Origin of the sequence: Aminobacter sp. NyZ550 (genome assembly GCF_025628925.2) — a bacterium.
GTDB lineage: Bacteria > Pseudomonadota > Alphaproteobacteria > Rhizobiales > Rhizobiaceae > Aminobacter > Aminobacter ciceronei.
This window is the reverse complement of record NZ_CP114190.1, coordinates 1,286,649-1,310,877: the sequence shown is the minus strand read 5'-3', so window position 1 is coordinate 1,310,877 and position 24,229 is coordinate 1,286,649. Positions and strand designations below refer to the sequence as shown.

General features: G+C 63.5%; 27 protein-coding genes and 1 pseudogene. 19 read left to right on the top strand and 9 right to left on the bottom strand.

What is annotated here, in order from left to right:
• Positions 1-151: 151 nt before the first annotated feature.
• The 7 genes from N7E70_RS06450 to N7E70_RS06420 form a co-directional block, all read right to left on the bottom strand.
• Positions 152-1,183 (bottom strand): peptidoglycan -binding protein, encoded by a 1,032-nt coding sequence (locus N7E70_RS06450; RefSeq protein ID WP_263005836.1) that lies wholly within the window; start codon positions 1,181-1,183, stop codon positions 152-154.
• A 1-nt stretch (position 1,184) separates the two neighbouring features.
• Positions 1,185-2,204, bottom strand: coding sequence for a MotA/TolQ/ExbB proton channel family protein (locus N7E70_RS06445; RefSeq protein ID WP_067956851.1), 1,020 nt, complete (start codon positions 2,202-2,204; stop codon positions 1,185-1,187).
• Positions 2,205-2,403: 199 nt separating this feature from the next.
• Positions 2,404-3,093 (bottom strand): PAQR family membrane homeostasis protein TrhA, encoded by a 690-nt coding sequence (gene trhA / locus N7E70_RS06440; RefSeq protein WP_067956848.1) that lies wholly within the window; start codon positions 3,091-3,093, stop codon positions 2,404-2,406.
• 177 nt (positions 3,094-3,270) lie between these two features.
• Positions 3,271-4,071 carry an inositol monophosphatase family protein gene (locus tag N7E70_RS06435; RefSeq protein ID WP_067956845.1) on the bottom strand — a complete coding sequence of 267 codons (801 nt, stop codon included), beginning with the start codon at positions 4,069-4,071 and terminating at the stop codon, positions 3,271-3,273.
• A gap of 25 nt (positions 4,072-4,096) precedes the next feature.
• A complete protein-coding gene (gene efp, locus N7E70_RS06430; protein ID WP_018429990.1) occupies positions 4,097-4,663 on the bottom strand; it encodes an elongation factor P in 567 nt (188 codons plus the stop codon).
• Between the two features lie 103 nt (positions 4,664-4,766).
• Positions 4,767-5,882, bottom strand: a complete 1,116-nt coding sequence (locus N7E70_RS06425) for a tetratricopeptide repeat protein (RefSeq protein ID WP_263005835.1) — start codon at positions 5,880-5,882, stop codon at positions 4,767-4,769.
• Between the two features lie 6 nt (positions 5,883-5,888).
• The gene (locus N7E70_RS06420) at positions 5,889-6,536 is read right to left on the bottom strand and encodes a thiamine phosphate synthase (RefSeq protein WP_192313812.1); all 648 of its coding nucleotides are present in this window, start codon (positions 6,534-6,536) and stop codon (positions 5,889-5,891) included.
• Positions 6,537-6,710: 174 nt separating this feature from the next.
• Between N7E70_RS06420 and N7E70_RS06415 the strand changes: the two genes are divergently transcribed.
• Positions 6,711-7,481 (top strand): sulfite exporter TauE/SafE family protein, encoded by a 771-nt coding sequence (locus N7E70_RS06415; RefSeq protein WP_067956835.1) that lies wholly within the window; start codon positions 6,711-6,713, stop codon positions 7,479-7,481.
• A 57-nt stretch (positions 7,482-7,538) separates the two neighbouring features.
• Positions 7,539-9,173 (top strand): acyl-CoA synthetase, encoded by a 1,635-nt coding sequence (locus N7E70_RS06410; RefSeq protein ID WP_263005834.1) that lies wholly within the window; start codon positions 7,539-7,541, stop codon positions 9,171-9,173.
• A 37-nt stretch (positions 9,174-9,210) separates the two neighbouring features.
• Here N7E70_RS06410 and N7E70_RS06405 read toward each other — a convergent pair whose 3' ends face one another.
• On the bottom strand, positions 9,211-9,762 hold the full coding sequence (locus N7E70_RS06405) for a DUF2269 domain-containing protein (RefSeq protein ID WP_263005833.1): 552 nt from the start codon (positions 9,760-9,762) through the stop codon (positions 9,211-9,213).
• Positions 9,763-10,211: 449 nt separating this feature from the next.
• Here N7E70_RS06405 and N7E70_RS06400 point away from each other — a divergent pair, with 449 nt between their 5' ends.
• The 10 genes and pseudogenes from N7E70_RS06400 to N7E70_RS06355 all read left to right on the top strand — a co-directional run bounded on the left by N7E70_RS06400 (position 10,212) and on the right by N7E70_RS06355 (position 16,338).
• The gene (locus N7E70_RS06400) at positions 10,212-10,589 is read left to right on the top strand and encodes a hypothetical protein (RefSeq protein ID WP_263005832.1); all 378 of its coding nucleotides are present in this window, start codon (positions 10,212-10,214) and stop codon (positions 10,587-10,589) included.
• Positions 10,590-11,005: 416 nt separating this feature from the next.
• Positions 11,006-11,539 (top strand): protease adaptor protein RcdA, encoded by a 534-nt coding sequence (rcdA, locus tag N7E70_RS06395; RefSeq protein ID WP_263005831.1) that lies wholly within the window; start codon positions 11,006-11,008, stop codon positions 11,537-11,539.
• Between the two features lie 90 nt (positions 11,540-11,629).
• Positions 11,630-12,151, top strand: a complete 522-nt coding sequence (ruvC, locus tag N7E70_RS06390) for a crossover junction endodeoxyribonuclease RuvC (protein WP_263005830.1) — start codon at positions 11,630-11,632, stop codon at positions 12,149-12,151.
• Between the two features lie 60 nt (positions 12,152-12,211).
• Positions 12,212-12,463: an AbrB/MazE/SpoVT family DNA-binding domain-containing protein gene (locus N7E70_RS06385; RefSeq protein ID WP_263005829.1), complete on the top strand. Its 252-nt coding sequence runs from the start codon at positions 12,212-12,214 to the stop codon at positions 12,461-12,463.
• A 103-nt stretch (positions 12,464-12,566) separates the two neighbouring features.
• Positions 12,567-12,836, top strand: a complete 270-nt coding sequence (locus N7E70_RS06380; protein ID WP_154386618.1) for an AbrB/MazE/SpoVT family DNA-binding domain-containing protein — start codon at positions 12,567-12,569, stop codon at positions 12,834-12,836.
• Positions 12,817-13,233: a type II toxin-antitoxin system VapC family toxin gene (locus N7E70_RS06375; protein ID WP_210283767.1), complete on the top strand. Its 417-nt coding sequence runs from the start codon at positions 12,817-12,819 to the stop codon at positions 13,231-13,233. The genes N7E70_RS06380 and N7E70_RS06375 overlap by 20 nt, the downstream gene beginning before the upstream one ends.
• A gap of 13 nt (positions 13,234-13,246) precedes the next feature.
• The gene (gene ruvA / locus N7E70_RS06370) at positions 13,247-13,867 is read left to right on the top strand and encodes a Holliday junction branch migration protein RuvA (RefSeq protein ID WP_192313797.1); all 621 of its coding nucleotides are present in this window, start codon (positions 13,247-13,249) and stop codon (positions 13,865-13,867) included.
• A 40-nt stretch (positions 13,868-13,907) separates the two neighbouring features.
• Positions 13,908-14,948, top strand: coding sequence for a Holliday junction branch migration DNA helicase RuvB (gene ruvB, locus N7E70_RS06365; protein ID WP_067956812.1), 1,041 nt, complete (start codon positions 13,908-13,910; stop codon positions 14,946-14,948).
• Positions 14,949-14,951: 3 nt separating this feature from the next.
• Complete coding sequence (locus tag N7E70_RS06360; protein ID WP_263005828.1) at positions 14,952-15,443, top strand: GNAT family N-acetyltransferase; 492 nt, start codon at positions 14,952-14,954, stop codon at positions 15,441-15,443.
• Positions 15,440-16,338: pseudogene (locus N7E70_RS06355) on the top strand (metallophosphoesterase). The gene N7E70_RS06360 and the pseudogene N7E70_RS06355 overlap by 4 nt, the downstream one beginning before the upstream one ends.
• Positions 16,339-16,350: 12 nt before the next feature.
• On the opposite strand, the gene N7E70_RS06350 reads toward N7E70_RS06355, so the two are convergent.
• Positions 16,351-17,583 (bottom strand): glycoside hydrolase family 5 protein, encoded by a 1,233-nt coding sequence (locus N7E70_RS06350; protein WP_263005827.1) that lies wholly within the window; start codon positions 17,581-17,583, stop codon positions 16,351-16,353.
• A gap of 322 nt (positions 17,584-17,905) precedes the next feature.
• Between N7E70_RS06350 and N7E70_RS06345 the strand changes: the two genes are divergently transcribed.
• The 7 genes from N7E70_RS06345 (at position 17,906) to pal (ending at position 24,199) form a co-directional block, all read left to right on the top strand.
• Complete coding sequence (locus N7E70_RS06345; RefSeq protein WP_263005826.1) at positions 17,906-18,727, top strand: class I SAM-dependent methyltransferase; 822 nt, start codon at positions 17,906-17,908, stop codon at positions 18,725-18,727.
• Between the two features lie 164 nt (positions 18,728-18,891).
• Positions 18,892-19,359 (top strand): tol-pal system-associated acyl-CoA thioesterase, encoded by a 468-nt coding sequence (gene ybgC, locus N7E70_RS06340; RefSeq protein ID WP_263005825.1) that lies wholly within the window; start codon positions 18,892-18,894, stop codon positions 19,357-19,359.
• 361 nt (positions 19,360-19,720) lie between these two features.
• Positions 19,721-20,431, top strand: coding sequence for a protein TolQ (gene tolQ, locus N7E70_RS06335; RefSeq protein ID WP_067956800.1), 711 nt, complete (start codon positions 19,721-19,723; stop codon positions 20,429-20,431).
• A 10-nt stretch (positions 20,432-20,441) separates the two neighbouring features.
• The gene (gene tolR, locus N7E70_RS06330; protein WP_263005824.1) at positions 20,442-20,900 is read left to right on the top strand and encodes a protein TolR; all 459 of its coding nucleotides are present in this window, start codon (positions 20,442-20,444) and stop codon (positions 20,898-20,900) included.
• Positions 20,901-20,908: 8 nt separating this feature from the next.
• Positions 20,909-21,979, top strand: coding sequence for a hypothetical protein (locus N7E70_RS06325; RefSeq protein ID WP_067956794.1), 1,071 nt, complete (start codon positions 20,909-20,911; stop codon positions 21,977-21,979).
• 38 nt (positions 21,980-22,017) lie between these two features.
• Complete coding sequence (gene tolB, locus N7E70_RS06320) at positions 22,018-23,334, top strand: Tol-Pal system beta propeller repeat protein TolB (protein WP_067956791.1); 1,317 nt, start codon at positions 22,018-22,020, stop codon at positions 23,332-23,334.
• Between the two features lie 355 nt (positions 23,335-23,689).
• The gene (gene pal, locus N7E70_RS06315) at positions 23,690-24,199 is read left to right on the top strand and encodes a peptidoglycan-associated lipoprotein Pal (RefSeq protein WP_067956787.1); all 510 of its coding nucleotides are present in this window, start codon (positions 23,690-23,692) and stop codon (positions 24,197-24,199) included.
• Positions 24,200-24,229 lie beyond the last annotated feature (30 nt).

The following is a 24,229-nucleotide window of genomic DNA, read 5'->3' as shown; positions in this document are numbered from 1 at the left end:
GGCCCGCGTCGGACGGAAACCTAATTAAGAAAAGATAATCTTGGCCGCCACAATCGGCCCCCGCCTGCCGCGGCTTTGCCCCCGCTGGGGCAGGCCATTGCGCACACGAAATCTTGAGAATGAACGCACGCTGGGCCCTATGGCGCGGAGGCTAGCGCTCTGTGAGCTTGAGTTCGATGCGGCGGTTCCTGGAGCGCGCCTCGTCGCTGCCGCTTTCGTCGAGCGGCTGGAACTCGCCGAAACCGGCAGCGACCAGGCGATTGGCCGGAACGCCGTTCTCGATCAGGAACTTGACCACCGAGGTCGAGCGCGCCGAGGAAAGCTCCCAATTGTCGCGGTAGCGGCCGGTGCCCGACAGCGGAATGTTGTCGGTGTGGCCATCGACGCGCAGCACCCAGTTAATCTCGGGCGGAATCTCCTTCTGCAGCTCGATGATGGCATCGGCGAGCTTCTTCATTTCGCCCTTGCCCGCCTCGTTGATCTGCTCGGAGCCGGTCGGGAACAGCACTTCCGACTGGAAGACGAAGCGGTCGCCGACGATGCGGATGTTTTCGCGGTCGGACAGTATTTCGCGCAGGCGGCCGAAGAAGTCGGAACGGTAACGGTTGAGCTCCTGCACGCGCTGCGCCAGCGCCACGTTCAGCCGGCGGCCAAGGTCGGCGATCTTGGTGTTGGATTCCTTGTCGCGCGCCTCGGACGCATTCAGCGCCTCTTCGAGCGCGCCGATCTGGCGGCGCAGCGCCGAAATCTGCTGGTTGAGCAGTTCGACCTGGCTGAGCGCGCGCTGGCTGACCTGCCGCTCGTTCTCCAGTTCGCCCGACAGCGTGCCGATGCGGGCATTGGCCTCGGCGCCGGCGCCGGCGCCCTGGGACAGAAGCTGTTCGAGCCGGCTCTTTTCGCTCTCGGCTGCCGACAGCGACGCCTGCAGATTGACGAGCGCATCTTCGGCGTCCTGCGAGCTGGATTTTTCGAGCGCCAGAAGCTGGGTCAGCTCGTTGATCTGCGAGTTGAGCCTGGTCAGTACCTCGTCCTTGCCGGAGATTTCGCGGCTGAGCAGGAACTGCGCCAGCACGAAGACCGAGAGCAGGAACATGATGGCCAGAAGCAGCGTCGACAAAGCGTCGACAAAGCCCGGCCAATAGTCGATCCGGCGGTCGCCGCGCCGCCCGCGCGCCAATGCCACCTTAGTGCACCCCTTCCTTCTTCAGGGCGTCAGCGATCTTTTCGAGCGTGTTGCGCATCGCCTTCTGTTCATCCGACTGCGCCTCGACCCAGTCGCGCATGATTTGCTGTTCGCTGCGCATGTTCTTGACCAGGCCGGAGATGCCATCGGCGAGATTGGCCATGGCGGCGGCGACACGCGGGTTCGAGCCGCCTTGCTCCTGCATGTTGCGCAGGCGCTCGCTGAGCACGCGGAGTTCGTCGGCCGAACCGTTCTTGGCGTCGGCGACGACCATGTCGGAGGACAGATCGGTGACTGACGACAGCCAGTTTTCCAGTTCGGTGTAGAAACGCGTCTGGGCACGTCCGGCCTGGAGGTCGAGAAAGCCGAGCACCAGCGAGCCGGACAGACCGAACAGCGACGACGAGAACGCCGTGCCCATGCCTTGCAGCGGTGCCGCGAGGCCGGCCTTCAGTGCTTCGAGCACAGCCGAGGCATCACCCGAACCGGGATCAAGCGACTGGATGGTCTCGCCGATCGAGCCGATGGTGCCGAGCAGGCCCCAGAAGGTGCCGAGCAGGCCGAGGAAGACGAGCAGGCCGACGAGGTAGCGCGAGACGTCGCGGCTTTCGTCGAGGCGCGTCGCGATGGAATCGAGCATTGTGCGCATCGAGCTGGTCGAGAATGCCATTGATGCGGAACGCCCGAGCATCGCCTTCATCGGCGCCAGCAGCACCGGTTCGGTGGCTTCGGAGCCGGCGCGGAAGGAATTGACCCAGCGCACCTCGCGGAACAGCCGGCCGACCTGGACGAAGGCCAGCCCGATGCCGACGACGAGCACGCCGAGGATCAGACCGTTGAGGCCGGGATTTGTGCCGAAAGCGCTGGAGATCTGCCGCGTCAGAATCGCGGCGATGAAGGCGACGATTGCCAGGAAGATGATCATCGTCAGCAGGAACACCTGTGGAGAGGACAGGCGGTGCGGGTCGTAGCTCAGCACATCGGAGCCTTTACCCACCCCGAGAGATTTCAACAATGCCATCGGCGCCCCGGTTCCGGTTTCCTGCGATCGGAGCCCCGCCTATCCATACGGATGCGCCCGGACTGCTCCATCGCCGTAAAGTCTATGCACCGAGCTTTTCATGAGTTTCGGCGCGTTACGTTAGTGGACTACGACTGTAAGCGGAAATGTGACGAAAATGAAAGACGCTTGCGCGCGCTGAGCTGGGACCGGCCGTCGGTCAAAGCCGCGCCACGACCAGAAGGTCCATCATTGCGGCCAGATGCAGGCCAGCGCCGGTGACAACGAAGCCATGCCAGACCGCGCTCTGGAAGCGCAGCCGCTGCCACGCGTAGAAGAAGACGCCGCAGGAATAGACCATGCCGCCGGCAAACAGCAGCCACAACGTCGCCGCCGGCAAGGTGGCGATCAGCGGCTGCAGGATGACGATGCCGCTCCAGCCCATGGCAAGGTAGAAGGCGATCGCCAGCCGGTCGAGCCGGCCGGGCAGGAACAGCTTGATCGCCATGCCGGCTGCCGCCGCCGACCAGACGATGCCGGCCATCCAGCCTGCCGTGACGCGATCGTCGAGCTGGACAAGGAACGGCGTGTAGGTGGCGGCGATCAAAAGGTAGATGCCGGCATGGTCGAAGCGGCGCAGCACCCACTTGGCCGGCGATACCGGCCACAGATTGTAGGCACATGACACCGACAGCACGGTGAGCAGGGCGACGACGAAGACGATCGCGGCGAGATATTCGCCCGTGGCCGTAAAGAATGCGGAGACGGAGAGCAGCACAGCACCGGCGGCGACGGCGAGCACGATGCCGACCGCATGGACCACGCCGTCGGCGATCAGCTCGGCGCGCGAATGACTGTAGCGCCCGACGAAGGGCACAGCTGTGTCAGGCTTGCGCTGCGTGTCCGACATGGTCCGTCCCTGCGCCCTTCATGGTGCATGACCTCGAAAATCGGTATCGATTTCGGAAAGGATCATGCACCGCTCAAACGTTCTACAGCGTCCTTGGCGCGTCCAGATGGACGCGCGGCACTGTAGAGATATGGGCAGGCGTAATTGACGATGGCAAGAAACCGGCGACGCGGCGGATCAGCGCGGCGTGACCGGGCGCTTCAGCGTCTTGATGAGCGCGCGGTGTATGGTCTCGTTGCCGGCGACGATCGAGCCGCCGTCGAGCATGTCCTGGCCGCCCTTGTCGTCGGAGACGAAACCGCCGGCTTCGCGCACGAGCAGGATGCCCGCAGCGACGTCCCAGGGCGACAGCGACGTCTCCCAGAAACCGTCCATGCGGCCGGCAGCGACATAAGCCAGGTCGAGCGCGGCCGAGCCGAGACGACGTATGCCCGCCACTTCGCCCATGACGTTGCGCAGCTCGAGCAGGAAGTTGCCGTGATGGCCACGGCCGAGATGCGGCACGCCGCAGCCGATGACGGCATCGACCAGCTTGGTACGGCCGGAAACACGCAGGCGGCGATCATTGAGGAAGGCGCCACCGCCACGCTCGGCGGTGTAGAGCTCGTCCATCGCCGGGTTGTAGACGACAGCGGCAACGATCTGGCCCTGGCGCTCCAGCGCGATCGAGATCGAGAACACCGGAATGCCGTGCAGGAAGTTGGTGGTACCGTCGAGTGGATCGACGATCCAGCGATGCTGGTCGTCCTCGCCGGCGACGGCGCCGCGCTCTTCCATCAGGAAACCATAGCCGGCGCGTGCCTTGGACAGCTCGGTGAAGATGATGTCTTCGGCCTTGCGATCGGCCTGGCTGACATAGTCGCCCGGGCCTTTCAGCGAGACCTGCAGATTCTGCACCTCGCCGAAATCACGCGCCAGCGAGCGGCCGGCCTTCATGGCGGCCTGCACCATAACATTTAGAATCGCTGAACGCGCCATTTCTACAACCTCAGCAGTGTCGAAATCAGTCCGCGCGGCGGACGTAGGTGATTTCGTTGGTGTCGACGATGATGCGCTCGCCCGAAGAGATGAACGGCGGAACCAGCACGCGGACGCCGTTTTCCAGCACGGCCGGCTTGTAGGACGACGCAGCCGTCTGGCCCTTCACGACAGGATCGGCTTCGGTGATCGTCAGCGTCACCTGGTCGGGCAGCGCGATGCCGATCGGGCGCTCGTCATAGAGCTCGACGGTAACCATCATGCCGTCCTGCAGGAACGCAGCGCGATCGCCGACAAAATCCTTGAGCAGTTCGAGCTGCTCGTAGCTGGCGGTGTCCATGAACACCAGGGCGTCGCCCTGCTCGTAGAGGAACGAAAAATCCTTCTGCTCCAGGCGGACCTTCTCGACGGTCTCGGCCGAGCGGAAACGCTCGTTGAGCTTGGTGCCGTTGATGAGGTTCTTCAGTTCGACCTGGTTGTAGGCGCCGCCCTTGCCGGGCTTGACGTGATTGGTCCTGACCGCCACCCAGAGGCCGCCGTCATGCTCGATGACGTTGCCGGGACGGATTTCGTTGCCGTTGATCTTGGCCATGATTGGATTCCGGAAGAGAGGTTTGCGCCGGAAGGGGCGCTATCGGCGCCTCCAAGACCACAAAATGGCTTTTTAGGCAAGAGAAGTCGAGATTTTCGCTGGATCAGCGCAGACGGTTGGCACGTTCCAGCGCCTGCTTCATCTCGGCGTCGGTCAGGCCGCGCAGGAAGTCGTCCATCTCGGGATCGTTGAGCCCGGCACGGCGGGCGTTGATGTACCACGCCGCCGCCAGAATGGGATCGGGATCGACGCCGATGCCGCCCATATAGAACTTGGCGAGCCGGTTCTGCGCCGCGACATTGCCGCCATCGGCAGCAAGCTTCATCCAGCCGAAGGCGGATTTCAGGTCGCGATCGCCGCCACGGCCATCGGCCATCCATAAGCCGAGGTCGAACTGGGCCGAGTCGTAGTTCTGCCTGGCGGCACGGACGAGCAGCAGCCGCGCCTGGTTGTCGTCGCGGCGCTTGCCGCCGACGCCGTTGGCGTAGACCTGGGCCATGGCGTATTGCGCATCGGGCAGCCCGGTGGCCGCCGCGCGCTCGTAATAGGGCACGGCCTTTTCGAGGCCCTTGCCGCCCGGTTCGCGCTGCACCAGCATCTGGGCATAGTTGAACTGGGCGAAACGGTTGCCGGCTTCGGCCGCCGCCTGCATCAGCGCATTGGCGGCCTTGTCGTCGCGGGTAACGTATTTTCCATCGAGCAGCATCAGCGCATATTGGAACTGGGCTTCGGGAATGCCCTGTTCTGCGGCGCGTTCATACCATTTAGCCGCCTCGCTGTCGTTGCGGGCGACGCCCAGGCCGCGCGAAAGGATCTCGGCCACCAGCGTCTGCGCAGCGGCATCGCCGGCCTCGGCACGTGTGATGCCAAGATTGTAGGCCGTCTTGTAGAGGCCACGCTGGAAGGCGCCGTAGGCTTCGTCAGAATGCTTGCCGCCGAAACGGTTGGGGTCGATACCGTCAGTCGCCTTGGCCGCCGGGTTGGCGCCGAGGTCGGGCGTTTGCGACGCCGGAATCGGCTCGCCGACCGGCATGGGCGCGGCATCGAGCGGCATCGGAGCCGGCCCGAAGCGGTTCGGATCGATCAGGTCGAGCGGCTTGCCGAATGAAGGAACGGCCCCCTGGTCGGACGGCGTGATCGGCGCGCTCTCGACGGCAATCGCGGGCTCGAGCCCAAAGCCCAGGCACAGCAGAGCGGCAAGAAGGCGCGAACGATCCATCGATGACTACTCCTCGAAACGCGGCGCGGTTTCGTCGAGCAGCGCATTGGCGCGGGCCACCGCCTCGCGCGGGTCGATGCCTTCGCCGAACACCGCCGACGACACGGCAACGAATTCGACGCCGGTAGCAGCCACTGCCTCGACCGAGGCGATGTCCGAACCGGCCATGACGATGCACGGAATCTCGATCATCTCGGACCACCATTCACCGAGCGAGAGATTGCGCGAATGCGGCTCGGGCTTGTTGTCGTAACCGAAGCGACCGAAGAAGATGTAGTCTGGTCGCTCTTCGCCGAGCTCAAGCGCATCGTCGCGCGTCTTTGCGCCACCGGCACCGACCATCATGCGCTGCTGGTAGCTTTCGACGGCCTCCGCAAGCTCTTCCTTGTTGCCCTCTATATGGATGCCATCGGCATGGACACGCCCGGCGACGCGGGTATCGCCGGCGACGACCACTGCCACCCCGGCCTTCTGCGCGGCGGCCACGACCTTTTCGGCAAAGCTCTGGAACGACGCTTCATCGACGCCCTCGCCGGGCAGGATCAGCGATGCGACGTCGCCACCGGCGAGTGCCGCCTCGACCTGTTGCGGGGCGACTGTCGGCGGCGCGATCAGCACGATACGGCAGCGATTGGGTGGCGTGGTTGGGTTCATGTGCATCAATCCGGGTGCTTGACGCCTATGCAAGGCGATCATGTTTGCATTGGGGCATAGAACAAAGTGCTGCCGTTGAACAGGATGGGCGGCAAAGCCCAAGCATATGAAAACATGGGGAAGGCACTCGCCAACTGCGCGGCATCCCGATATTGCGGATTCGAGAGGCCCTCGATGACCGACCTTCTTCTCGACCCGTGGTTCTATGCAGCGGCAGTTCCTGCCGTGATTCTGGTTGGCCTTTCCAAGGGTGGCTTTGGCGGTGCCGTCGGCTTCGTCGGCGTTCCGCTGATGGCGCTGGTGATTTCGCCGGTGCAGGCTGCTGCAATCCTTTTGCCGATCCTGATCCTGATGGATGTGGTGTCGCTGTGGACCTGGCGCGGCGTCTTCGACCGCACGATCCTGTGGCAGATGCTGCCGGGCTCGATCATCGGCATCGGCATCGGCTGGCTGATGGCCTCTGTCGTGACTGCCGACAATGTGCGCTTCATCGTCGGCGCCATCGCCTTCATCTTCGTGGCGCGCTGGATTTACACCAGCCTGCGCCACGGCGCCGACCACAAGACCGAGCCGAACGGCGCCGCCGGCGCCTTCTGGGGATCGATCGCCGGCTTCACCAGCTTCGTCGCCCATGTCGGTGGCCCGCCATTCCAGGTCTACACCTTGCCGCTGAGGATGGATCCGAAGGTGCTGACCGGCACCAGCGTCATCTTCTTCGCCGTCACCAACGCCATCAAGCTGGTGCCCTACTTTGCGCTCGGCCAGTTCGACACAGCCAATCTGACCGCCTCGCTGGCGCTGATGCCATTGGCACCGCTGGCGACGCTGGCCGGCGCTTGGCTGGTCAGGCGGATGCGGCCGGAAATCTTCTACCCCTTCACTTACGCGACGGTGGCAATCGTGGCCCTGAAGCTGCTTTATGACGGGGTGGTCGACTTTATGTGAGGATGACCGCCTCGCGGCGGTGGAATAGGCTCGTCGCGACCAGGGAGGAGAACTGTCATGGGCAAGTACGAGGAAGACCTCGACAAGACCCCCGCCAACCACCAGCCGCTGACGCCGCTGAGCTTTCTCGAACGCGCCGCAAAGACGTTCCCAGACCATGTCGCCATCATCCATGGCAGCCAGCGCACGAGTTACCGGCAATGGTGGGAACGGTCGCTGAAACTTGCCGCGGCGCTCAAGGCGAGCGGCATCGGCAAGGGCGATACGGTGACGGTGATGCTGTCCAACACCCCGCCGATGCTGGAGGCGCATTTCGGTGTGCCGATGACAAAGGCGGTGCTGCATTCGCTGAACACCAGGCTCGACGCGGCGATCATCGCCTTTCAGCTCGACCATGCCGAGACCAAGCTGCTGATCGTCGACCGCGAATTCACAGGCGTGGTCAAGGAGGCTCTGGCGCTGGCAACGGTGAAGCCGCTGGTCATCTGTTATGACGACCCTGAGTACCCCGCGGACGCCCCCTATCCCAAGGGCGAGCGTATCGGCAGCCTCGACTACGAAGACTTCGTCGCGACAGGCGACAGGGCTTTCGCATGGTCGATGCCCGACGATGAATGGGACGCGATCTCACTCAACTACACATCGGGAACGACCGGAAATCCCAAGGGTGTGGTCTACCACCATCGCGGTGCCGCGCTGATGGCCTACACCAACACCATCCACGCCGGCATGGCCAAGCACGCCGTCTATCTCTGGACGCTGCCGATGTTCCACTGCAACGGCTGGTGCTTTCCGTGGACGCTCGCCGTGCAGGCCGGCACCCATGTCTGCCTGCGCTGGGTACGCGCGAGGCAAATGTATGATGCCATCGCCGACCATGGCGTGACGCATCTGTGCGGGGCACCGATCGTCATGTCGATCCTGATCAATGCCCAGGACGAGGACAAGCGCACATTTCAGCAGCAGGTCACCTTCAACACAGCTGCCGCGCCGCCGCCGGAAGCGGTGCTGTCTGGCATGGCCGACGCCGGCTTCGCCGTCACCCATCTCTATGGCCTGACCGAGACCTACGGGCCTGCGGTCGTCAACGAATGGCACGGCGAATGGGACAAACTCGAGAAGGGACCGCGCACGGCGAAGAAGGCGCGCCAAGGTGTGCGCTATGCAGCACTCGAGGACCTGACCGTGATGGACCCCGAGACGATGCAAAGGACACCCGCCGACGGCGAGACCATCGGCGAGGTGATGTTCCGCGGCAACATCGTCATGAGGGGCTATCTCAAGAACAAGAAGGCGACCGACGAGGCCTTTGCCGGCGGCTGGTTCCATTCCGGCGACCTCGGTGTGATGCATCCGGACGGCTACATCCAGATCAAGGATCGCTCCAAGGACATCATCATTTCGGGCGGCGAAAACATCTCGTCGATCGAGGTCGAGGACGCGCTCTACAAGCACCCCTCGGTCGCTTCATGCGGAGTGGTGGCGCGGTCCGACGACAAATGGGGCGAAGTGCCCATTGCCTATGTCGAGCTGAAGCCAGGCAGGCAAGCGACGGAGGCCGAAATCATCGAGCACTGCCGCTCCCTGCTCGCGCGCTTCAAGGTGCCGAAGGCGGTGATCTTCGCCGAGATTCCCAAGACCTCGACCGGCAAGATCCAGAAGTTCCGGCTGCGCGACATGGCCAAGGGATAAGGATCGAGGGCGACGCGCCGGAAGCGCGCCCATTCCTTCAGGCCGCAACCACGGTGGACGGGTGCAAGCCATCGAAGGCTGCCCACAAGCCGGCCGCGAAAACGACAGCCATCGCCGAGAGGATCGGTAGGTCGGAAGCCGTCGGCTTGAGCACCATGTCGGCGACGATGATCAGCATCATCGCATAGTCGAATCGCGCCACCTTGAGGATGCGCCGGCCCTGATCGAGCGCTGCAGGCGTCGCGCCATCGCGGGCGATGATCGCAGCCATGCGGTCGGCGGTCGGCTTGAACACCAGGGTGCCGATCAGGAAGGCCATGGCGTAACCTGCAAGCCCGAGCACGATCCAGAGATCGGTGAAGCCGACCCAGAACCAGCACATGACGAGGCCGAGCAGAAGCGTGACCAGCGATGCCGGCATGAACAGCCGGTTGCCGAGTTCGCCGACCGAACGCATGACCTGCAACATGCCGTCGGTGTCGCCGGCACGGTCGGCGCGAACCGCGAGCAGCATCAGTGCGAAGCCGCCGCCGACCCAGAGAACGGCTGCGACGACGTGAAGAAACTTGAAGAGAGAGTACCAATCCATACTCCTGACCTTTCCAATCCGGTTTTGCGAAATCGCAGCACCCACTTCAGGCCGCGCTCATTTTCGGGCCGGCTAATAGCGCCGGTGCTGTTTCGGTAGTGTGTCGATGAAAACGGCGGGATGTTTCGGCAATGGAAACGATGGTCGGGGGCCCCACAAGGTGGCAGGGGAAAACACGTCATTTCAGCTACAAGGCATGTAATGCCGACCGGGCGACGTGATATCGTCCTTCATGCGCTGGAGGGGCGCGTATCCAACCGGCCGCGGGGGGCGAATGGCCGGACACATCATCCTGACGATATCTGCAATGTAACGACCCGACATGCGCGCGGCCTGGCCGTGCGGCATGCCGCGGAAACACGGCCGGTGCACATGCCCCGTTACGACGGTTCGTCACGGGCCGACATCAACCCATTCCCTGCTGGGGGAAAAGGCATCAGGAGACTACAATGCAAGGGGTAGCACGGAATTTCTTCACGCTCGCGGTCGTCTACGCGCTGTGCGGCATGGCGCTTGGCCTGCACATGTCGATCAGCCAGGACCACAGCCAGATGCCGGTTCACGCCCACACCATGGTGGCGGGCTGGCTGATGTCGGCGGTGTTCGCCTTCTTCTACCATCTTTTTCCTGTCGCCCGCGACAAGACGCTGGCCAAGGTCCATTTCTGGCTGACGGCGGTCAGCGGCATCGGCCTTCTGGTCGGCTTGTTCTTCCTGCTCGGCGGCAATGCGGCGATCGAACCGGTGGTGGCGATGTCGTCGATCGGCTTTTACGCAGCGATGCTGCTGTTTGCCTTCATCGCCCTGCCGACGGTGTGGAAGTCCTGAGTCGGCATAAGATCCTGCCTGCCGGCAACGCCACACCGTTGTGCCGTGCCGGCACAGTCTAACGCGCCATAAGGCGAAATCGGCACCGATCTTAAGCGCCCATTAAGCATTCCCAGTGTTTACTGTGCGTATCCAGTCATCTGGATTCTTACCGAGTGGTTGGAGCCACTTTGTTTGACGCCTCCCTGTTAAACTCCTGAGAGCCGCGCTTTTCCGCGGCTCTTTTTTTTCGCCCGCGCGCCTTCGGAAATGCCCTCCAAAAGCTATCCAATCCGGCGCGTTAACCCTTTGTTAAACATGCGCTTGCGTTCACATCGGCGGAAGCGCATTTTCATCGGGCTTGGCGTATAGGAACGGCCGCGCAGAATCCGTCGGGAAAGACGGGCAGAACGCGAACAGGGTGCAGGGTAGCGATGATGAACGAGCCTTCGAGGGAAAGCGCAAACACGATCAAGCTCGCCGAAAGGCGGGTGTTTTCGCCGTCCTTCAAGCCCCTCTACAATGAGGGCATGGGCCTGGTCGAACAGGCCGCCGAGTATCTCGACGGTGCCGGCCGCGTCGAGGCCAAGAAGCTGTCGCGGCTTGCCGCCACCCTCTACGCCGCCGAATCGATGCGGCTGACCACCCGCCTGATGCAGATCGCCTCGTGGCTGCTTTTGCAGCGCGCCGCCAACTCAGGCGAGATGACCCGCGACCAGGTCGCCTCGGAGAAGTCCAAGGTGCGGCTCGACACGGCTTCCGCCCATGACGACGCCGCCGGCTGGAACGAACTGCCCGCCGATTTCGTCGACCTGGTGCGCCGCTCGCTGCGCCTGCAGGCGCATGTGCGCCGCATGGACGATGAAATCTATGGCAACGGCGCAACCGTCGTGCCGGTGCAGGCGATGCGCCGCAGCAACCCGGTTTCCGACCAGATCAGCCTGCTCAACACGGCCTTTTCCCGCAACTGACGCAGGACCATCCCTGCGATGACGCGGGGATTGTTTCTGTTTTGTTCACATTTTTCTGGCGTCTTGTCTCCGTGAAGATAGAGTTCGCGGATGAAAGAGACGATTCGTATCATTGGTATCGATCCCGGCCTTCAGCGCACCGGCTGGGGCATCATCGAGAGCCTCGGCAACTCGCTGCGGTTCGTCGCCGCCGGCACCGTGCGCTCCGACAGCAAGGCGGCGCTCGCCAGCCGGCTTTGCCAGTTGCATGACGGCCTTGCCGACGTGCTTCACCGCGAAATGCCGCATGAGGCGGCCGTCGAGGCGACCTTCGTCAACAAGGATGCCACTGCAACCCTGAAGCTCGGCCAGGCGCGCGGCATCGCCATGCTGGTGCCGGCCCGCGCCGGGCTCGTCGTCGCCGAGTACTCACCCAATGCGGTGAAGAAGGCGGTCATCGGTGTCGGCCACGGCGACAAGAAGCAGATCGCCATGATGGTCAAGGTGCTGTTGCCGAAGTCGGTGTTCGACACCGCCGATGCCGCTGATGCCCTCGCAATCGCCATCTGCCATGCCCACCACCGCCAGAGCCCGGCATACAGGCTGGCTGCATTGGCTGCCGCTCACGCGTGATGTTCTTGACTTGTTCTCATCGCTGCAACATTCCTTTCCAGCAAGAAGAGGAATGATTCCATGCGGGTTACCAGCAAGGGCCAAGTGACGATCCCTCGCGATCTGCGCGAGACGTTCGGGATCGGCGCCAACACCGAGGTGATTTTCGGTATCGAAGGCGGCAAGATCACCATCGTGCCCAAGGATGAGATCAACAGGCTGGCCGACCGCGACCGGCTTGACCGGTTCCTGGCCATTCTCGACCGGCTCGAAGGCGCCGGGGATCTGGCGACAAATGGTGACGAAATGCTGGCGCTGGCGAAGGGCCGGTAACGTCCAGTCAGGCGTCCCGACCGCACACCACACCCTCGCCGCGACCTACGTGTTCTTGACTTGTTCTCACATCGCCACTAAGTAATACCTACGAGGTATTACCATGCGCGTGACCACAAAGGGCCAGGTGACGATCCCCAAGGAAATCCGTGACCGGCTCGGCATCGAGGCAGGGTCGGAGGTGGATTTTGTCGAACGCGCCGACGGCGCTGTCGAACTGGTGCGCGGCACCGAGCCAGATATGCGGGCGAAGGCGCTTGACCGCAGCCTGGAGGATTGGTTCCGGCGTATCGAAGGTACGGGCGACAGCAATCTGACTGCCGATGACATCATGGCCATGACCAGGGATCGTGATGTCCGCGACAATCATTGATTCCAACGTCATCATTGATGTCGTCGAGCCCGGCTCGCAGTGGGCGACCTGGTCCAGGCAGCAGATTCGAGAAGCACGACGGTATGGCGACCTGATATTCAATGCCATTGTCGCAGCCGAAGTTTCGCATGAGTTCGTTTCGGCGGAGCGCTATCAAGGCGTCTTTGTCTCGACGCTGTGGACCTTCGAGGACATACCTTTCGAGGCCGCGCTGGCCGCCGGTTGGGCGCACCGCGAATACCGGCAGCGGGGCGGTCGCGGTGAGCGGGCCCTGCCCGACTTCCTCATCGGGGCGCATGCGCTTGTGTCCGGACATCGCCTGTTGACCCGAGACGCCACCCGCTACCGCACCTATTTCCCCGAGCTCGAGATCATCGCGCCCGATACCCATCCATGACGAGGCTTGAACCATGATCGGCAAGTTGAAGGGCACCGTCGACGAGATCGGCGAGGATTTCTGCGTGCTCGACGTGCATGGCGTCGGCTACGTCGCCTATTGCTCGACGCGCACGCTCGCAGCCTTGCCCGGCGCCGGCGAAGCCGCGATCCTGTTCATCGAGACTTATGTCCGCGAAGACATGATTCGGCTCTACGGCTTCAAGACCGAGCTGGAACGCGAGTGGTTCAAGCTCTTGATGGCCAACGTCCAGGGCGTCGGCGCCAAGGTGGCGCTGGCGATCCTGTCGACGCTGGCGCCTTCCGATCTCGCCAACGCGATCGCGCTGCGCGACATCGCCATGGTCAGTCGCGCGCCCGGCGTCGGCAAGAAGGTTGCCGAGCGCATCGTCACCGAGCTCAAGAACAAGGCCCCGGCTTTCGCCGGCGAGGCAACGGGCACGATCGGGCTCAAGCAGGAACTCGGCGAAGGCGTCGCCCCTGCCCCCATCGCCGATGCGGTCTCGGCACTGGTCAATCTCGGCTATTCTCGCGACATCGCCGCCAACGCCATTGCCGCCGCCATGAAGAGCGTCGGCGAAGACGCCGATTCCTCCAAGCTGATCCGCTTCGGCCTGAAGGAGCTGGCACGGTGAGCGCCTTGCTCGCAGCCGGTCTCCGTGCGAGGACGGACGCATGAATTCGCCTGACCGTCTTATCACCCCCGACAAACGCGGCGAGGATGCCGACAACAGCCTGCGCCCGCAGACGCTGGACGATTTCGTCGGCCAGGCGGCGGCGCGCGCCAATCTCAAGATCTTCATCGAGGCGGCAAAGGGCCGTGGCGAGGCGCTCGACCATGTGCTGTTCGTCGGTCCGCCCGGCCTCGGCAAGACGACGCTCGCCCAGATCATGGCACGCGAGCTCGGCGTCAATTTCCGTTCGACCTCCGGCCCGGTCATCGCCAAGGCCGGCGACCTTGCCGCACTGCTGACCAATCTCGAAGAACGCGACGTGCTGTTCATCGACGAGATCCACCGCCTCAACCCGGCAGTCGAGGAAATCCTCTATCCGGCGATGGAGGACTACCAGCTTGACCTGATCATCGGCGAAGGTCCGGCGGCGCGCTCGGTCAAGATCGACCTGGCCAAGTTCACGCTTGTCGCCGCGACCACCCGTCTCGGTCTGCTGACGAACCCGCTGCGCGACCGCTTCGGCATCCCGACCCGGCTCAATTTCTATACGGTCGAGGAGCTCGAGCTGATCGTGCGGCGCGGCGCCCGCATCCTCGGCATGCCGCTCGCCGACGACGGCGCCATCGAGATCGCGCGCCGGGCCCGCGGCACCCCGCGCATCGCCGGCCGCCTCTTGCGCCGCGTCCGCGACTTCGCCGCCGTCGCCGGCTCCGGTCCGGTCGACCGCCGCATCGCCGATGAGGCGCTGTCGCGGCTGGAGGTCGACGCACTCGGTCTCGATTCGCTCGACCGGCGCTACCTCTCGATGATCGCGATGAATTTCGGCGGCGGCCCGGTCGGCATCGAGACCATCGCCGCCGGCCTGTCGGAGCCACGCGACGCCATCGAGGACATCATCGAGCCCTATCTGATCCAACAGGGCTTCATCCAACGCACGCCGCGCGGCCGCGTGCTGACGGCCAATGCCTGGAAGCACCTTGGCCTCGAGATCCCGCGCGACCTTGCCGTGCAGCAGATCAACCTGTTCCAAGAGGAAGACTGATACATGATCGGCTATCGCCCCGGACTGATAGCCGACATCGTTGGACTGCACGCCGTCTACTACGCCCGCGACTGGGGTTTTGGGCTGCCTTTCGAGGCCAAGGTCGCCAGCGAGCTTTCCGCCTTCATGCGCGACTTCAGACCCGGCCTCGACTTCTTCGCCGCTGAGGATGACGACAACGGCGCCCTGCTTGGCACGATCAGCCTGGAGGCTCCGACCTCGACGGAGCTGCTGGCGCATCTGCGCTGGTTCATCACCAGCGATGGCGCGCGCGGGACGGGCCTCGGGCGCCGGCTGATGGACAAGGCCATGGCGCATGTCGACGCCAAGGGTTTTCCCGGCGTCTATCTCACGACATTCGTCGGGCTCGGTCCGGCCCGGCATCTCTATGAATCGTTCGGCTTCAACCTCGTTGCCGAGGAAGAACGCGACCAGTGGTCCGGCGGCGTGCGCGAGCAGCGCTTCGAGCGCCATCGCACGGGTGCCAAAGCTTGATCACTCGCCGCGGCTTCTTCCGTTTTCTCGGCGGTTCGGTCCTGGCTGCGGCGGCGCTTGGCAGCTATGCGGTCGGCATCGAACCGATGCTGCTGACCCGGGTGAAACGCTACGCGCTGACCCCGCCCAACTGGCCCGATGGCTTGAAGCTGCGCGTCGTGGCGCTCGCCGACATCCACGCCTGCCGTCCCTGGATGACGCCAGAGCGCATCGCTTCGTTGGCGGAAGAAGCCAAAGCGCTGGAGCCCGACATCATCGTACTGCTTGGCGACTACGTCGCTGGAACCCGCATGGTAAGCGGCTGGGTCGATTCCCATGAATGGGCTCCGGCCCTGTCGGGCCTCAAGGCACCGCTCGGCGTGTTCTCCATCCTTGGCAATCATGACTGGTGGGAGGACCTGACGGCGCAGAAGGCCGGGCAAGGTCCGACAATTGCCAGGCGGGCGCTGGAAGCGGCGGGTATTCCCGTCATGGAAAACGACGTCGTCCGGCTGGAAAAGGAAGGTCATGGCTTCTGGATCGCAGGCCTCGCCGACCAGCTGGCCTTGCGGCCAGGGCATGGGGCCGCAAGGGCTTCATCGGGCTTCACGACCTGAGAGGCACGTTGGCGAAAGTCGGCGATGAGGCACCTGTCATCCTGCTCGCCCATGAGCCCGACATTTTTCCCGACGTTCCCAGCCGCGTTGCGTTGACCCTGTCGGGCCACACCCATGGCGGCCAGGTGCGCCTGTTCGGCTATTCGCCGGTCGTTCCTTCGCGTTACGGCAACCGCTACGCCTATGGCCACGTCGTCGAAGCTGGCCGCAACCTGATCGTTTCGGGCGGCCTCGGTTTCAGCATCGCACCGATCCGTTTCGGCGTGCGTCCGGAAATCCTCACGATCGACCTGGGTTGAGCTGAAGCGAAGCTACTTCAGCCCCTTCACAACCTCGAGCACGTCAGGTTCCGCCTTCCGCCCCTCGAATTCGTCGACGATGCCGAAAGCGCCGCCGTAGCCCCAGATCGACCAGGCATAACCGCGCGCCTCGGCGCGAGCGATCATGTCGTTGACATAAGCGGCGCGCCAGGCACCGGGCATGACGTAGGGATTGTTGTACTCCTGGCGGATCATGCCGAACTCGCCGAGATAGATATTGTCGGGCGAGATGTCGTGCTTCTTCGCCCAGGCGTCGACCTGGCGGAACGGCGCGTCGAGCTCGGCTTCGAGCTTTTCCTTGCTGTCGATCAGGGCGATCTGCTCATCGAGATAGGCGAGCATGCCGGCCCGGCGCAGCATCGGCGCCTCGGCCCGGATCTTGGCCCGGACCTTGTCGAGCACAGCATCAAGCTCTGCGCGAGGCACGGCATAGGGCGGATAAGGCAGCCCGGTAACATAACGAATGAAGTCGCCGGCCCAGGTGGCGCCCTGGCTGGTCAGCAGGAACGGCTGGTAGGAATGGAACGTCCAGATGACATTGTCGTCGGGAATATCCTTGGGGTCGAGCGTGGCGAGACCTTCCGCACCGGCCCAGCAACTGCCTGACAGCACAAGGGTCAGGCGGGTCGCCGTTGCGCGCGCGGCGGCATAAAGGCGCTTGAGACGTTCAGGCCAGAGCTTGGCCTCGCCTCGTTCGCAATCGACGACCGGCTCGTTCATCAGCTCAAAGGCGACCAGGCCCGGATCTTCCTTGGCCAAGGTGAGTCCCATCTGCCGGACCAGCTCGACATAACGGTCGAAATTGGCCGGATCGTCCATCACCTCGGACATGCCGATCTGGCCATTGCCGCCTGACGGAATGAGGTGAAGGTCGACCACCGCCTTGAGCCCGGCCGCGTTGACCATGCGCGCCGACTCCAGGACGCTCTCAAGCAATTGTTCGCGCAGCGGTTCTGTCTTTTTGGACAGGAACACCGAAGGGTCGACGGGAATGCGCACGACGTCGAACCCGCCGGCCTTGAGCGTTTTCAGGTCGCCCTCACCGAGCCGTTGGCGCCATTCGGGAAACGGCAGGATGACGTTCGCGTCGTCCCATTTGTCCTCACCGGGCCAGGTTTCCCAGATGTCGAGATTGATGCCCCGCTTCATCGTGAAAGTCGCGGCGTCGGCCGTGCAGAGCGGCAACGCGAGCACAAGCAAGGCCATCACTGAGGTTCGGATCATCACCACATCGCCACCCTCTCGGTCAGACAGAACTGGTGCCCAAAAGCCCGGAGAAAGGAAAGCCCCAAGGCCGAACATGGTGAAAGTCCAGGCCACCGACGCACTAAAGCACCTTCTAAACAACACGTCGACAGATTCGTCGGCACGATTCATTACAATATCTGCGCGAGATCCATTGCGAATGTATCTGCATGGAAATTAATAAATGTTCAGGTTAACCGTAAACGATGATCTTCATGATTTGTTTGCTCAGCATGGATACTTGTTTGCAGATCACAGCTATTGATAGAATTTCGATCGATTGCGCAGCGGGGGTTATGCAATGACGGTGGTTGACCAATGGCGGCCTGAGACAGCAGCCGGCGGATTTACCCGGGACGATGAGGCGATCGAGTTCTACACGCGCGTCAACGCCCTTGTGGAGCCCGATATGGTGGTCGTCGACCTGGGGGCCGGGCGCGGCTCCCGTTTCGACCACGGCAGTGCGCCTTTCCGCAAGTGGTTCTGCAATTTCCATGGCCGCGTGAGGAAGGTCATCGGCATCGACGTCGACCCGGTGGTGATGACGCATCCGCATCTCGACGAGGCGCGGGTCATTGAACCTGGCGGCTGCCTGCCACTGGAAGACGCAAGCGTCGACATCATCATCTGCGAATGGGTGATCGAGCATGTCGAACATCCCCGGCAGTTCGCGCAGGAAATCCACCGGGTGCTCAAGCCCGGCGGATGGCTTTGCGCGCTCACCCCGAACCGCCTTGGCTATGTCGGGATTGGCACCACGCTGGTGCCGGAAACGGTGAAGGATCGCATGATGAGGCTGGTGTGGCCCGAGCGGCCACGGGAAGATGCGTTTCCGACATTCTACCGCATGAACACCTTGGGCAGCATTCGGCGCGCCTTCGACGACAAAAGCTGGTCGCACCATGGCTACGTTTCCAACGGCACGCCGAAATATCATGGCGGCACGGCGGCGGGCTTTGCCTTCGTCTCGCTGCTGCAATGGCTCATGCCGCCGGCCATGCGGACCAACCTGCTGGTGTTTTCGCGCAAACGTCCGGGGCCGATAGGTACGCAGGCTCGACTGCAGAAGGCATGCCAGGACCTGAGCGTCGCACCTGCCGAAAGGCAGGGCGAAAAGGTCTGACGGAACTGCCGCAAGGCGCTGCCCTGGCCAAGGCTGCTCGGCTGCCGACAAACCCGTGCCGGCAATGCGTCAGACAGTTCTTGATCGTTGCCACCGATAATGCCATCGGACTCCCTGCCCTGTTGCCGGATCGTCCCGACAATGGACCGCAAAGAGGATGTGCAATGGCGGATGATGTGGACCAGGACTTGCTGGCGGCCGGCCTATCCGGCGCCCTGACGCCGTTCGGCCACCGGCTGATGGCGCGGGTCTATTATGCCGACACCGACTTCTCCGGCGTCGTCTACCATGCGCGTTATCTCGAATTCTTTGAACGCGGGCGCTCGGACTTCCTGCGCCTCGCCGGCGTCCATCACACCGAACTTGTCGACGGCAAGCATGGCGAAAAGATCGTCTGGGTGGTGCGCCGCATGGAGATCGATTTCCGCGGATCTGCCAAGATCGACGACATCCTGACCATCGAAACCCGGACGCAGGAGGTCTCGGGCGCCCGCATCACCATGGCCCAGCAGTTGAAACGCGGTGACGAGGTGCTGGTCGAAGCCAAGGTCGAAGCGGCCATCATCGGCGAGAACGGCCGTCCGAGACGCTTCCCCAAGGACTGGATCGAAGCCTTCATGCCCGGCCGCTAAAGCGGGACGGGCCCCGGCGCGCCGAGCTTAGGCGTGCCGAGAGTGAACTCGCGATCACAAGATCGTGTGGCGCCGGAGCCGCGAATCCGCACTGCGCAGCGCTGCAAGCCGGTCCCGCTGGGGTGACAGGATGGCGCACCACCATGTTCCTAACCCATCTTTAACCATAACGGTCCATTAAGAGGTCGGTGAAAGTCGTAAGTATTCCGAGCGGCCTTCCTTTCACCAAAATTCGCTCCGAAAAGGCCGAAAAGGCGCATTTTGGGGCACTTCCGGAAGCTTCGCGCGAACGGACCACGATGGGATGATGCGCAAGGGCTAGCTGCGAGCCGGGCCCGGAAATCTTAAGGACTGTTACAAGATGGAAAACCTACCTCTCGCCCAAACCGGCGCGGAATTGTCGATTTGGGCGCTGTTCTGGCAGGCCGGCTGGGTGGTCAAGCTGGTGATGCTGGGCCTGCTCGGCGCGTCGGTATGGACCTGGGCGATCATCGTCGACAAGCTGGTCGCCTACAACCGCATGCGCGCAGCGCTGAACCGCTTCGAACAGATCTTCTGGTCGGGCCAGTCGCTGGAAGAGCTCTATCGCAACCTTTCCGACCGCAAGACCACAGGCATGAGCGCGATCTTCGTCGCTGCCATGAAGGAGTGGAAGAAGAGTTTCGAGAAGGGCGCCAAATCGCCGCTGGCGCTGCAGACCCGTATCGACAAGGCAATGGACCTGGCGCTGACGCGCGAGATGGAGCGGCTGGAAGGCCGGCTCGGCTTCCTCGCCACCATCGGTTCGGCCGCCCCCTTCATCGGCCTGTTCGGCACCGTCGTCGGCATCATGACCTCGTTCCAGGCCATTGCCGGCTCGAAGTCGACCAACCTCGCCGTCGTCGCCCCCGGCATCGCCGAGGCACTGCTGGCAACCGCAATCGGCCTGCTCGCCGCTATTCCCGCGGTCATCGCCTACAACAAGCTGTCATCCGACGCCGGCAAGATTGGCATGCGCATGGAGGGCTTCTCGGACGAGTTCTCCGCCATACTGTCGCGCCAAATCGATGAAAAAGTCGCGCAGCGGGCCTGAGGAGTAGACCATGGGTATGTCAATTAGCGCGGGCGGTTCGGGCCGCGGCGGGCGCGGCCACAGGCGGCGCGGCCGCCACCACGGCCTGATGTCCGAAATCAACGTCACGCCGTTCGTCGACGTGATGCTGGTGCTGCTCATCATCTTCATGGTGGCCGCACCGCTGATGACCGTCGGCGTGCCGATCGACCTGCCCGAGACCCAGGCCAAAGCGCTGAATTCGGAAACACAGCCGATCACCATCTCCATCAACGAGGCCGGCCAGATCCACATCCAGGAAACCGAGATCCCGATCGACGAGGTCGTCGCCAAGCTCGGCGCCATCGCCAGGGCCGGCTACGAGGAACGCATCTACGTGCGCGGCGACAAGACCGCCGACTACGGTACGGTGATGAAGGTCATGGCCCGTATCCAGGCCGCCGGCTACAACAAGATCGGCCTCGTTACGCTGCAGGAACAGGACCAGTAGCCCGCAAAATGAAGACCGGCATCACGACATCTGTGGTTTTGCATGCGGCGGTGCTGGGTTTCGGCCTGTTCACCCTGTCGGCACCCAGCGCCCTCGAAGTCGCCGACGTCGAGGCGTTCCCGGTCGACATCGTGCCGGTGGAATCGATCACCCAGATCCAGAAGGGCGACAAGAAGGCCCCGGCCAACGAAAAGCCGGCGCCCAAGCCGACAAGCCGTCCCGACATCGTGCCGGACGCCCAGAATGTCGGCGACAACAAGACCGACAGCGACAAACCGCCGACGCCCGAGCCGACGCAGAAGGACGTGGATGTCGCAGCCGCACCGCCGCCCTCGCCCAAGCCCGAGCCCAAGCCGACACCGGTCGAGCAGCCCAAGCCCGAGCCGGTGAAGCAGGCCGAGCCAAAGCCTGTGCCGGTACCGGCGACCGAAGTGACGCCGCAGCCCCAGCCCAAGCAGGAAGTCAAGCCCGACCCGGTTGCCGAGACCATCGTCAACGACCAGGCCGAGGCGGAAGCCGTCAAGCTGCCCGAGAATGCGCCGGCACCCGAAGCCAAGCCGCAGCCTCCGCAGGCGCAGACGGCCAAGACGCCCGAGCGCAAGCAGGAAGACAAGCAGACCCAGCAGGCCTCGTCCAAGCCGAAGTCGGAAGAAAAGGAATTCAACGCCGACGAGGTTGCGGCCCTTCTCAACAAACAGAAGCCTTCGGGCGGCGGCGCCAAGCGCTCCACCGAACAGGCATCGCTGGGCGGCAAGAAGGACACCGGCGGCAACAAGCTGAGCCAGAGCGAGATGGACGCCCTTCGCGGTCAGGTCCAGCGTTGCTGGAACGTGCCGGCAGGCGCCATGGACGGCGGCAACCTCAAGGTTTCCATTCAGTTCAATCTCACCCCTAGCGGCGAAGTCGAGGGACGGCCGGAGATCATCTCCGGTGGTGGTTCGGCCGGCATCGAGCGGGCGGCAGCCGAGTCGGCGCGCCGCGCGGTCCTCCAGTGTGCTCCGTACAATCTGCCGGCTGACAAATATGCCGGCGGCTGGGACCAAGTCATCGTCAATTTCGACCCGAGCGAAATGTTCTGAGCGCCCACACGCTCACCCGGAACTAAGAGGCCTGTCTAATGAAGCATGTAATCAAAGCGATCCTTCTGATCGGCGCCATGGCGAGCGGCATGACCGCGTTTGCAACCTTGCCCGCACGCGCGCTGGTCGAGATCGACGTCAACAAGGGCAATGTCGAGCCGCTGCCGATCGCCATCACCGATTTCCTGTCAGGTGATGCGATGGGCGCCGAGATCGCCGGCATCGTCGCCGCCGACCTGCAGCGCTCGGGCCTGTTCGCCCCGATCGACAAGGGCGCCTTCATCGAGAAGATCTCCAACCCCGATGTCGCACCGCGCTTCGAGGACTGGAAGGTCATCAATGCCCAGGCGCTGGTCACCGGCCGTGTCAGCCAGGAAGCGGACGGCAGGCTGAAGGCCGAGTTCCGGCTGTGGGACACCTTTGCCGGCCAGCAGCTTGCCGGCGAGCAGTTCTTCGCCAACAAGGCCAATTCGCGCCGCATCGCCCACATCATCGCCGATGCCATTTACGAGCGCCTGACCGGCGAGAAGGGTTACTTCGACACCCGCGTCGTGTTCATCGACGAGTCGGGCGCCAAGACCGCGCGCAAGAAGCGCCTCGCGATCATGGATCAGGACGGCGCCAATGTGCGCTACCTCTCCGATGGCCGCTCGATCGCCATGACCCCGCGCTTCTCGCCGACGCGCCAGGAAATCACCTACATGTCCTACGAAAGCGGTCAGCCGCAGGTCTACCTGCTGCAGATCGAGACCGGCCAGCGCGAACTCGTCGGCAACTTCCCCGGCATGACCTTTGCGCCGCGCTTTTCACCCGACGGCCAGAAGGTGATCATGAGCCTGCTGCGCGACGACGGCAATTCCAACATCTTCTCGATGGACCTGCGCAGCCGCACCACCACGCGCCTGACCAACTCCAGCGCCATCGATACCTCGCCATCCTATTCGCCCGACGGTTCCAAGGTGGTCTTCACCTCCGACCGTGGCGGCCAGCCACAGATCTACGTCATGGGCGCCGACGGCTCGGGCCAGACCCGCGTTTCCTTCGGCGGCGGCAGCTACTCGACCCCGGTGTGGTCGCCGCGCGGCGACCTGATCGCCTTCACCAAGCAGTCGGGCGGTCAGTTCCAGATCGGCGTCATGAAGACCGACGGTTCGGGCGAGCGCATCCTGTCGACCGGATTCCAGCAGGAAGGCCCGACCTGGGCCCCGAACGGCCGTGTCGTGATGTTCTTCCGCGACCAGCCCGGCGGCGGCGGTCCCAAGCTCTACTCGGTCGACCTCACCGGCCGCAACGAGCAGGCGATCCCGACCTCGGGCTTTGCCTCCGACCCGGCATGGTCGCCGCTGCTCGACTAAGTACACGGGCAGGAAGATCGGCTTCGAACTTCGCAACGGGGCAGTCACCGTGTCAAAGTGTGACAGCGCCCTTTGCGCGTCCCAGCTGACACGCAGTGCCACAGGGGCCCGTTGTTAACCTTCTCCGGTGAAGGCGCGACGAATGGACCAGGCGGCGTCATTTGACCATTGACGCCGCCTTTCTGCCGTATTTTCGCCTACGGTGCGCGGCGAAGTGCATGTTCGACGGCTGCCGCATGCGGGGACACTACAGCGAGCAGCAACGATATTTTAACCACGTTTCTTGAATGCCGGTTAACCCCAACGTGGTTACTGGATGTTCAACGAAATCACTCGAATGCGAAGGAGAGGCGGGATGCGCCGTATCGCAAAATTTGCAACCAACCCCGTGGTCGTGGCCCTGATCGCCTCTCTGGCGATTGCCGGCTGCGCCTCGAAGAAGACCCCGAACAACGCGGCCGATCTCGGCCTCGGCGGCGGCGCCGGCTCGGCAACGCCGGGCTCGTCGCAGGACTTCACCGTCAATGTCGGCGACCGCATCTTCTTTGACACCGACTCTTCGTCGGTTCGTGCCGACGCCCAGGGCATCCTGAGCCGCCAGGCGCAGTGGCTGAACAAGTACGGCCAGTACGCAGTCGTTGTCGAAGGCCATGCCGACGAACGCGGCACCCGCGAATACAACCTGGCTCTCGGCGCACGTCGCGCCGCTGCCGCCCGCGACTACCTGATCTCGCAGGGCGTTGCCGCCAACCGCCTGAAGACGATCTCCTACGGCAAGGAACGTCCGGTCGCGGTTTGCGACGACATCTCCTGCTGGTCGCAGAACCGCCGCGCCGTCACGACGCTGTCGGGCGCCGGCAGCTGAGCTGCGCGAAGCCACTGAGTGGAACGAAAG